We start from the raw sequence: 10,518 nt of genomic DNA, 5'->3' as shown, positions 1-10,518 counted from the left end.
CCAACTACATTTATGCAATGCTAGTGAGGCGATTTGTTCCTGTAATGCTGCTGCCGTTATCCCCGGCACTGTGCCTGGGGCCGGAAGCAGGATGATATCAGCTCCTGCTTCGATAAATGATTGGACTGCATTCTGCGAAAAAATATCCTCGCTGCTCTCCCCGGCCACCCCGGCACCGTGCATTTTGCCCGCAATGATTAACATGTCTGCACCCAGCACTTCCCTGGACAAACGAACCGCTCTAGTGATCTGTTCCTTCGTTACGCCTGTTTTAGGATTTCCGGTCAGACAGATAAAATCAAACCCAAGTTTAATGACTTTTTCCAACGTCTTTTTCGTCGGTGTTCTTCCCTCCGGGAGGGTGACCAATTGTTCCAATGCCTTGGCTGAGGGATCGACAGGCTCCAGGTTTACCCCCACCGGACGGCCAATCAGCCGTTTTAATCTGGTGACAATTTCCTCCGGCCGCTCCGTTTCAATGCCTTGGATCAGCGGCTGAAACAGGTCAAAGAAGTTTAGCAGCACCATATCCGCGCCAAAGGCAGCTGCCACCTCGGCATTGCTGGCACCAGGAGGATAGAGCGGTTGAAATGCGCCGATTACTTCTGACAGCACAACCCTGCCTTCTGAAGCTTTGATCGCCTGAACCAGGGCGCGTCCTCCCATTTGTGCGAAGTCAGTGGCTGTACAATCCAGCAATCTTTTCATGAAGAGCCTCCTTTTCATATTAGGCAAGACCAAACCCTTGATTTCCATACCAAGAGTTTGGTGTGCGTTTACGGGAGCTTATGGTTCCTTTTTACTCTGTTTCATCGCATTGGCGAGGAATTCCACATCGGTGCCAATGATCACTTGCAGGCTGGTCGGCCCTACTTTCAGCACTCCTTTGGCCCCCAGATTTTTTAGTTCGGCTTCGTTTACCTTGCTCATATCCTTGAGCTCCAAGCGCAAGCGAGTGACACAGTTGTCAATGTTGGCAATATTTTCTTTGCCGCCGAGCTCTTCCAGGTACTGTACAGCCAGCTTATCGTATTCTTTAATACCGCTCGCCGCATATTCATCCGGATTGGCATCGACACCCTCCTCGCCATCGTCTTCCCGGCCCGGGGTTTTGAGATTAAGCTTTTTGATCAGGAAGTAGAAGACAAAGAAGTAAATCGCCGCAAATACGAGACCTACCGGGATGAGCAGTGCCGGCTTGGTGGCAATCCCATAGTTAAGCAAATAGTCGAATGCTCCCGCAGAGAAAGTGAACCCGTGAAGAATCCCCAGCGAATAGACGACCACGGCAGCAATCCCCGTCAAGATGGCGTGAACAGCGTAAAGTAATGGAGATAAGAACATGAAAGCGAATTCAATTGGCTCCGTAATCCCAGTCAGGAACGAGGTTAACGCCAAGCTGATAAACATCCCTGCCAGCGCTTTTCTTTTTTCCTTCCTGGCGGCATAATACATCGCCAGACAGGCTGCCGGCAGAGCAAACATCATAATCGGGAAGAAGCCGGCCATAAAAATTCCCGCGTCGGGATCTCCGGCGAAAAAGCGGTTCAAGTCACCTGTTTTCCCGTTATACTCACCAAAGATAAACCAGACGATACTATTGATCACATGGTGCAATCCAACCGGGATCAGCAAACGGTTCAGCATGCCAAAGACACCAACACCCAAAGCGCCTGCACCAATAATCCACTCCCCGACAGAGTCGATGACGGCTTGAATCGGAGGCCACACAAAGCCAAAGATTAAGGCCAACACAATCATGACCCACGAGGTGAGAATGGGGACAAAGCGCCTTCCGCCAAAAAACGCGAGCCAATCAGGCAGTTTCACATTGTGATAACGATTGTACAGCATTCCTGCTGTAATCCCCGAAATAATTCCACCCAACACAGACATATCGATCGTTTCATTAATTGCTTTTGCCCCATAGGTCAACACGAAATACCCAACGGCTCCCGCCAAAGCTGCTGATCCGTGACTATCCTTGGCAAAACCAACCGCCACTCCGATGGCAAAGATCAAAGGCAGGTTATCAAAAATGGCTCCACCGGTAGCAGCGACAAAGGGAATATCCAGCAAATCATCTTGCCCCAGGCGCAGCAGGATTCCGGCTGCGGGCAAGACAGCGACAGGCAGCATCAGTGACTTCCCGATACGTTGTAAAAACGCTAACATATGATTGCTCCTCTCTTCCTTTTTTTAAAATAGCTCAGCCAGTGGGATTGGCCTTGCCACTTTTTCCCCTATCTATGAATATTTATGATAAATTTATAGCGATCAGCACGATAAATGGACTTCACCACTTCAAACGGCTGGCCGTTTTTCAGCCGGGTGTAACGCTTCATTAAGAGTACCGGCGCGCCTTCTTTAATCTCCAGAATCTCGCTTTCCCGCTTCCGGGCCACTGAAGCCTCCAACACTTGCGTCCCCTGGCCAATGTCCAGCTGCAAAGTATGTTCAATATATTGATATAAAGAGTGCCTGACGGTCTCTTCTTTGATGTCTCCAAGTATTTGCTGCGGCACATATGAAGATTCCAGCGCCATCGGAATGCCATCAGCCAAGCGTACCCGCTCCATTTTGAAAACATTTTCCCCTCGATCCAATTGCAGCTGATTGCGCACATCAGCCGGTGGATCCATTAATGAAAATTCAAGCAATCTCGTAGTGGGCACCAATCCTCTCGCCTGCATATCCTCCGTAAAACTGGTTAATCCCTGCAGCTTCTGCTCCAGCTTCTCTTCGGCGACAAACGTGCCTTTTCCGCGCTGCCGAACGAGATAGCCATCCTTCACGAGATTATTAATCGCTTGGCGTACCGTCATTCTGCTAATATTAAACCTTTCCGAATACTCCCTTTCCGAAGGAATCATATCCCCTGGCTTCAACTTCTTCCCTTCGATTAATTGCTTAATCTCTGCTTCTAATTGGTAGTAGATGGGGATAGGTGAATTTTTATCGATCATGGGTTCCATTCCTTTTATGTCTGAATTTAAAAATGAAATCGATTTCAAAATTATTTTATCGCATAGTGGACCAAATGTCTATACCAGTTGGTTGATGAGGCAGGATAAAATTTTCTGGCTGAAGGTTAGCAAGGAAAAATATGAAGGCCGTTTATCAAAGAAAATGAAAGATTCATATAAAGATTACCGCCAAGTATTCCACACAAGTATAATTCGCAGCGGACGAGATTCATATTCACGGAAAGAGGATTGCCCCTCTTGCGGCGATCCTCTTTACATTCAAACACAAGATTCCTTCACATTTACAAGTATTATTGCACTCGCCTCTTAATATTTGCCCACATTGTTTTTACCGGATCCAATACTTTTTCGCAACGTATGGATTGCCTCTCTCGTTCCATCAATATAAGTCATTACTTCATCATACTGCTCTGATGCTACGCACATAAAGAGAATATCTATCGCATGAAGCTGGGCGATCCTGGATGATGTGGCACCGCTGCGAAAAGCAGGCTCTCTCGTTGCTGATGTATAAAGTCTGAAACCAGCTTGTTCCGATACGAGTGAAGTTCCATATTTAGTAAGACTGACTGTTTTTGCCCCTTGCTTATTTGCCAGTTCAAGAATTTTCGCTACTTCAAATGTTTCGCCTGAAAAAGAGATCCCGAAGACGACATCATTTTCCTGGGCATTGGCAACAATTGTTGCGGCCATATGAGTGTCAGTAAATGCGGTTGCATGCTTATTAATGCGCAGGAATTTTTGTTGTGCGTCTTGCGCAATAATACTTGACGCTCCTACACCAAAAAAATGAAGTGAATTTGCCTTGCGAATCGCATTAACAACCTTTGCAAGTTCATCTATGTTTATTAACTCGGCTGTTTCCCGGAGTGTTTGAATACTATTAAAAGTCATCTTTTCAATGATAGAGTATTTTGATTCGTTTGGTTCAACCTCACGAAATTCCAAAGGTTTTTCTTTTTGTAAATCGCCGGCAATTCTTAGCTTTAATTCTTGGAACCCTTTTAGATCAAGTGATTTGCATAGCCTGATCACGGCTGCACTGCTCGTTTTACTTTTCCTGCCAAGCTCGTTTGCTGTCATTGAAACCGCCTCTTGAGGATTCTCCAAAATAAATCTGGCAATTTTTTGTTCCGAAGGAGGGAGCTTCTCTACCATTTCAGAGAGCATCATTAGGCCACCCATAGAGAATGACATTCCTCTTCACCTCGCTTTTTGCTATTTATCATTGATATTGTTTAGCAACAGAAACAGCGCATGCTGCCGGTGAAAGTAAATACATCATCATGCCAATTTTGCAGGGTAGCTTGAATTGTATGTAAACATCAGACAGATATTCAATCAACAAGACTTTCCCTTGGCCAATGTACACTCTCATTTTATATACATTTGCATAAAAAATAAATTAACACTTATTGATCTTTAGAAGAAAAGACTGCCTGAAGCCCCTCATATGCCAGCTTCGGCAGCCTTTCTTTTAATAGAGTAAATACTTTTTTCTTGTTTTCTTGAAGTCTCTTAAATCCCCTTCCCATCGTGACTTCATTTCCTCAACGGACATGCCATCTTTAATGCCTTGGGCAATCCAGTCGTTTCCAATTAAATTGTTGAAGAACGGTGTTAAAGTTACTTGGTCGGGGTACAAGTCATAAATCGTCTTGACAATATGCAACCCTGATTCAACAGGCTCGTAAGCATCGCGGTCTGTTACGTGGATTTGGATGCCATGGGAGAGTTTCCCGCTATGTTTTGAAATACTCGGTGTAAATGATGCAGCACGGAATATTACTCCCGGCAAATGCAGTGCATTTAACCGCTTTGCGAGTTCTGTACTGTTAATGAAAGGAGCCCCAATGAATGCGAATGGTTTCGTTGTTCCCCTTCCTTCTGAAACATTTGTACCTTCAATCAGCGCAGCCCCGGGATAAACGAGTGCTGTGTCCAGTGTTGGCATGTTCGGGGAAGGAAGCACGAATGGCAATCCTGTTTCGTCATAATATGATTTTCGTTTCCAACCTTTCATCTCTACGACGGTCAAATCAGCATGGATGCCAAATTCCTCATTAAAAAGCTTTGCCAGTTCCCCGACTGTCATTCCATGGCGAAGCGGAATGGCATACTGGCCAACGAATGAAGCAAATTCCGGGTCAAGTACAGGTCCTTCCACTTTCGTTCCGCCGAGCGGGTTTGGCCTATCCAACACAATAAAAGGAATATTATTTTCCTTAGCTGCTTCCATTGCAAGAGCCATCGAATATATATACGTGTAGAAACGGGTTCCTACATCTTGAATATCAAACAAAAGCACATCTACGTTTTCAAGCATTTCCGGCGTCGGCTTGCGTGTTTGTCCATACAGGCTGTACACAGGCAGCCCTGTCACATCATCGACGTAAAACTCTACATATTGGCCGGCTTGTGCATCTCCGCGCACGCCGTGTTCAGGACCATAAAGGGCCGTTAGCGTAACTTCCGGATCGTTATAAAATAGGTCTACGATGCTGTTTAAGTTCTGATCCACACCTGTCGGATTCGTGATTAGCCCCACTTTTTTACCTTTAATCAAATCCTTTTTTTCGTTTAGCAGCACCTCTACGCCAAGGGCAAACTTATTTTTATTTTTGCCTTTATCCTGAGACTTCCCGTTTCCTTTATCATGATCTGCAAACACGACGGATAATGACGACAGGACCAGCATTGCAGTCAAAATGGATAGGATCCATTTTTTCACATTTCTCTCCCCTTTTCGGTTAGTAGGTTAAACCATGTCCAAAGCCGTACAAAATGCCGCCTGCGTAATTAGGAATGGTTACAGGCAATTTTCCGGCCGGTGCAATCTCGCCAAAGATGACAGATGACGCTGCTTTGAAGCTTGCAGTTCTAAAGCTGTATTGTGCCAAATAGGCATCGACATTCGGATAGGCCATAATGTCATAAGGATTGCGGATTCCAACTGCAATGACAGGCGCATTGGCTTCATCAACTAACTGGTTGACCATCTGCATTTGAGCATCAGAAGGCAATCTTTGTGCAACGGTTGATGTAGTCGTGCCTACGATGACAGCTTTTGCGCCTTCTACCTGATCCAACTGGGCTTTTGTAAGCGGATTGCCCGTTTTTATTAAAAGTGTGTTTTTATGTTTCTCCTTCACAGCATTAAAAAGTTCTTCAATATAAGAGTTTCCGACGACAACAATTAGTTCGCCGGCAGCAGGCGCCAAAGGCAGTACATTTTCATTTTTTATTAATGTAACGGATTTTTCAGATGCTTCTCCTTCAACTTGTTTATGCTCTTCGGACCCTACAACTTGAAGTGCTGTTGCAATTTTCTCCTCTATTGGCTGTGGATTTTCCTCTTTAAGAATGCCACGTTTGAGTTTCAAAGCCAAAATTCTTTTTACTGATGCTTCGATACGCTCTTCTGGTATTTCACCGGATCTGACGGCTTCATATAATCCATTAGCTGCACTTTCTAATCCGACCGGCATCAAAACAATGTCCGTTCCTGCATTGACCGCCCGAATAACCGCTTCAACCGATCCGAAATGATCGGTAATTGCCTGCATGTTCAGGGCATCAGTTGTAATGACTCCCTCATAGCCCATTTCCTCCCTCATCAGTTCGGTTAATACTTTATAAGATAATGTTGCGGGAAGATGAATCTCTTTTCCATCCTTTTGGGAGATGACCTTCGTACCATCGATTTTCGGAAAAGTGACATGGGCAGTCATAATCATATCAACGCCGGCATCCATTCCCTTTTGGAAAGGATAAAGCTCCACCTGTTTAAGCCTGTCTTTATCATATGGCACTTCCGGAAGACCTAAATGTGAATCGACAGCAGTATCCCCATGCCCGGGGAAATGCTTGGCAGTGGCTGCTGTTCCTGTTCCCTGAATCCCTTTTATATAGGCGAGACCAAGCTTTGCCACCAATTCAGGAACCTCTCCGAAAGAACGAACACCGATGACAGGATTATCCGGATTATTATTAACATCGAGTACAGGAGAAAAATTTACGTTAATGCCCAGGGAGGTTAATTCTTCCCCAATCGATTTTCCAACTTTATAGGCAAGTTCTTCCGACCGGGTCGCTCCAAGCGCCATATTCCCCGGCATATCCGTGCCCGATTGGAGTCGTGTAACAACGCCCCCCTCTTGGTCAATCGTTACAAAAAGTCCATACTTTTCAGATGCAGCCTGATACTCTGAAACAAGCCGGGCTGTTTGCTCAGTCGTGACAACATTTTCCCTGAATAGAATGACGCCGCCAAGATGGTATTCTTTTACGAGCTGTTCAATTTCAGGAAGCATTTCAGTTACGTTTTTCCCTTTCCAATTTCTAAAATCGGGCATAAGCATTTGTCCAACTTTTTCTTTCATCGTCATGCTTGCAATCGCGTTGTCAATGACGCTGTAACGGCTGCCTTTTTCTTTTACAATCATCACTTTCACAGGAGGTTTTCCTTTCCCTTTCCGTGCAGCCGGATCTGGTTTTACATCAATGGCTATACGATCTGAATACGTCCCGTCGGAAACATGGATAAATGTCCGGCCTGGTTTTCCATTCGCTGTCACATGGCCATTCTCATCTACTGAAGCGACGGTTTTGTTCGAGGAACTCCACTGCAAGTTTTTTGAGGCTAACATAAAATGGCCTTCGGCATATACATGAAGAGCTTTAAGTTGAAATGCACCGCTTCCCGTTTCCGCGTCTACTTCAGGCACATTTTGAAGTATGACCAAATCCTTTATCCCCTTTTCTGTTATTGCTTCGACAACACCCGTCATAAGAGGCGAAACAAGCAAAGCTGCAATAAGAGCCGGCACGATCATAACCTTTCGTAACATTGACATTGCTCCTTTTTAATAAAAATTCCTTTATTGCATCCGCTGCAAGCCTTGCAAAATCTCTCCAAATTCCATTAAATTAAAATTGCGATTTTATTGTGGACGACGATGCCTGTCACCGTATATCGTAAAGTGGAAGGGCTTTAGTTGCATTGCTTTTGTAATATGCAAAAAGTTCAAACAATTATTTCCGCAATCCCCTATGTTACTCCCCCACTCCAATAATCCTTCCGCATGATTCCAGTTAAACCCGGGGTTTGAATTTTATGGTTCCAACTCATGAATCGGATTATTCCCTAAATAAACTGAAATCCCGAGCATGGATTATGCCTCCCAATTATGAAAGAGGGAAGAATTCCCCCTTCCCATCGTTTAAATATTATCCGCCATCTCTTCTTTAAAGCCAAACAAGTATGTGAATAGAAAACCGAATAAATAAGAAATGATCAGCCCAAAAATATAAATGAAATACTTGTTATCTGCAATAAGCGGTATCAATGAGAGTCCAGACACACCAATTCCCAGGGCTGCCGTTTTCATGACTGCCTGGAATGCTCCGCCAAAGGCAGCACCAAGGCATGCGGTAATGAATGGACGACCGAGCGGGAGTGTGACCCCGTAAAGGAGCGGCTCGCCAATTCCGAGCAGTCCGACCGGGAGTCCCCCTTTAATAATGTTGCGCAAGCGTTGATTTTTCGTTTTTACAAAAATAGCAATCGCGGCACCAACTTGCCCGGCTCCTGCCATCGCAAGGATTGGAAATAAAGGAGTCATGCCAAATTTTTCAATAAGCTCCAAATGAATCGGTGTCAATCCATGATGGAGCCCAACCATAACGAGCGGAAGGAAGAATCCTGCGAGCAAAGCACCAGCAACAACCCCGCCAATATCTAGCACCCAATTAATTCCCGACGTAATTCCATCTGATAATACCCCGGCAACAGGAACAACTGCATAAAGCGAGAAAAATCCGACCACCAATAAGGTAATAAGAGGAGTAAAAATAATATCGACCGAGCTTGGCATTACTGTACGAACTCTTTTTTCAACGAATGTCATAAGCCAGGCTGCAAAGATTACTCCAAAGAGACCGCCGCGTCCGACGACGAGCGGTTCACCGTAAATCGTAATTTCCGCAAGCATCGGATTAAATAAAATTGCTCCGGCAATGGCTCCTAATACAGGAGTACCTCCAAATTCTTTCGCTGTATTCCAGCCTACTAAAATAGCAAGATACGTAAATATTCCGCTTCCAAGTAAAAGCAGTATTTGCATCCATGTGGAACCTACTCCGTAATCTGCATTTTTCGCAAAGTTAGCCAATCCATTAATGATACCTGATGCAACAAGCCCCGGAATGAGCGGAATGAAAATATTTCCGATTCTGCGAAGGAAAAGCTTAAAAGGCGTTTTATTTTTCTGCTTTATCTTTTCCCGTTCTAGGGCGGCTTTCTCACTAAAAGTTAAATCTCCTTCATCTGGATGCGCTTCTTCTCCTACCGCAAGTCCTGTTTCCTTGCTTATTTCAGCAGCGATTTTGTTAACAATTCCGGGACCGACAACAATTTGCAGCGTATCATCGTGGATGACCCCCATGACCCCATCAGTTTTCTTTAAAGCAGCAATATTTGCTTTGCTGTCGTCCTTCAAAGATAGTCGTAATCGCGTCATACAATGGGCAAGCCGTTGAATATTTTCTTTTCCGCCTACATTGTCCAGAATGTCATTTGCTATTCTCTGCTCTTTTTTCATTTTGATCCCCCATTCCGTCATTTATAACGCTTTACGGACAAATCCATCTGCTGATTGCAGCTTCTTTCTGGCCTCTTCCAAGGAGCATTGAAGCAAGATCATAACGATCGCTGTTTTTACATGATGTTCGGCTTTTTCGTAATATCTTTCCGCAGTCTTATAATCGACCTGGGCAGCTTCCATAATGATTCTTTTTGAGCGCTCGGCCAGTTTTACATTTGTCGCCTGAACATCGACCATCAAATTTTGGTATACCTTGCCGATTCCAATCATCGAAGCAGTTGAAATCATATTTAGCACTAGTTTTTGCGCTGTACCCGCTTTCAGACGGGTTGAGCCCGTTAACACTTCCGGACCTGTTTCAATTTCGATTGCCAGTTGGGCATATTTGCTCATTTCGGCATTCTTGTTGCAAGAAATCGCCGCAGTCGTTGCACCTATTTCACCTGCATAACGCAATGCTCCGATGACGTAAGGCGTTCTCCCGCTGGCCGAAATTCCAATAACCGTATCCTTTTCTGTCAGTGAAGCTGATTTCAAGTCTTCAATCCCAAGATCCGCATTATCTTCCGCACCTTCAATCGCCAATGTTAGCGCTTCCATTCCGCCGGCAATAAAACCTTGCACCATTTCTGGTGAAACCCCGAATGTCGGAACACATTCAACCGCATCTAAAATGCCAAGCCGGCCGCTCGTTCCTGCACCTATATAAAACAATCGCCCCCCCGCTTGAAAAGATCGAATGACAGCTTGAACGACTTGTTCAATTTGATCTATTTCCTTCTTAATCGCCTGTGGGACATTTAGATCTTCCTTATTCATTGTCAGAAGAATATCCTTCATCGTCATTTCATCCAAGCCCACCGTGTTGTGATTGCGACTTTCCGTAGATAATTTTTCAAGCATCAAATCATCCTTTTTCAACTAAT

Annotated in this window: 9 protein-coding genes; 1 reads left to right on the top strand and 8 read right to left on the bottom strand. The window is 44.8% G+C overall.

Annotation, left to right across the window (positions count from 1 at the left end):
* The 3 genes from D4N35_RS09650 to D4N35_RS09640 form a co-directional block, all read right to left on the bottom strand.
* Nucleotides 1–708: DUF7916 family protein (locus D4N35_RS09650; protein WP_120072917.1), on the bottom strand; the 708-nt coding region annotated here is incomplete at its 3' end.
* Between the two features lie 78 nt (nucleotides 709–786).
* Complete coding sequence (nagE, locus tag D4N35_RS09645) at nucleotides 787–2,175, bottom strand: N-acetylglucosamine-specific PTS transporter subunit IIBC (protein ID WP_120072915.1); 1,389 nt, start codon at nucleotides 2,173–2,175, stop codon at nucleotides 787–789.
* A 68-nt stretch (nucleotides 2,176–2,243) separates the two neighbouring features.
* On the bottom strand, nucleotides 2,244–2,966 hold the full coding sequence (locus D4N35_RS09640; RefSeq protein WP_120072913.1) for a GntR family transcriptional regulator: 723 nt from the start codon (nucleotides 2,964–2,966) through the stop codon (nucleotides 2,244–2,246).
* Between D4N35_RS09640 and D4N35_RS09635 the strand changes: the two genes are divergently transcribed.
* Entirely contained in the window at nucleotides 2,965–3,297 is a 333-nt protein-coding gene (locus D4N35_RS09635) for a hypothetical protein (RefSeq protein WP_120072910.1), read from the top strand. The genes D4N35_RS09640 and D4N35_RS09635 overlap by 2 nt on opposite strands.
* Here the strand turns inward: D4N35_RS09635 and D4N35_RS09630 are convergent.
* The 5 genes from D4N35_RS09630 to murQ all read right to left on the bottom strand — a co-directional run bounded on the left by D4N35_RS09630 (nucleotide 3,294) and on the right by murQ (nucleotide 10,495).
* The gene (locus tag D4N35_RS09630; RefSeq protein WP_260854179.1) at nucleotides 3,294–4,160 is read right to left on the bottom strand and encodes a MurR/RpiR family transcriptional regulator; all 867 of its coding nucleotides are present in this window, start codon (nucleotides 4,158–4,160) and stop codon (nucleotides 3,294–3,296) included. The two genes, D4N35_RS09635 and D4N35_RS09630, sit on opposite strands and share 4 nt — an antisense overlap.
* A 304-nt stretch (nucleotides 4,161–4,464) precedes the next feature.
* Nucleotides 4,465–5,718, bottom strand: coding sequence for an exo-beta-N-acetylmuramidase NamZ family protein (locus D4N35_RS09625; RefSeq protein ID WP_120072905.1), 1,254 nt, complete (start codon nucleotides 5,716–5,718; stop codon nucleotides 4,465–4,467).
* Nucleotides 5,719–5,737: 19 nt separating this feature from the next.
* Nucleotides 5,738–7,843 carry a glycoside hydrolase family 3 protein gene (locus D4N35_RS09620; RefSeq protein WP_120072903.1) on the bottom strand — a complete coding sequence of 702 codons (2,106 nt, stop codon included), beginning with the start codon at nucleotides 7,841–7,843 and terminating at the stop codon, nucleotides 5,738–5,740.
* Nucleotides 7,844–8,209: 366 nt separating this feature from the next.
* Entirely contained in the window at nucleotides 8,210–9,589 is a 1,380-nt protein-coding gene (locus tag D4N35_RS09615) for a PTS transporter subunit EIIC (RefSeq protein WP_120072901.1), read from the bottom strand.
* A 21-nt stretch (nucleotides 9,590–9,610) separates the two neighbouring features.
* Complete coding sequence (gene murQ / locus D4N35_RS09610) at nucleotides 9,611–10,495, bottom strand: N-acetylmuramic acid 6-phosphate etherase (RefSeq protein WP_120072925.1); 885 nt, start codon at nucleotides 10,493–10,495, stop codon at nucleotides 9,611–9,613.
* Nucleotides 10,496–10,518: the final 23 nt, after the last annotated feature.

The organism is Siminovitchia fortis (assembly GCF_003605365.2).
GTDB lineage: Bacteria > Bacillota > Bacilli > Bacillales > Bacillaceae_C > Siminovitchia > Siminovitchia fortis.
Note: the sequence above shows the minus strand (reverse complement) of the source record. Positions and strands in the feature narration are given on the sequence as shown.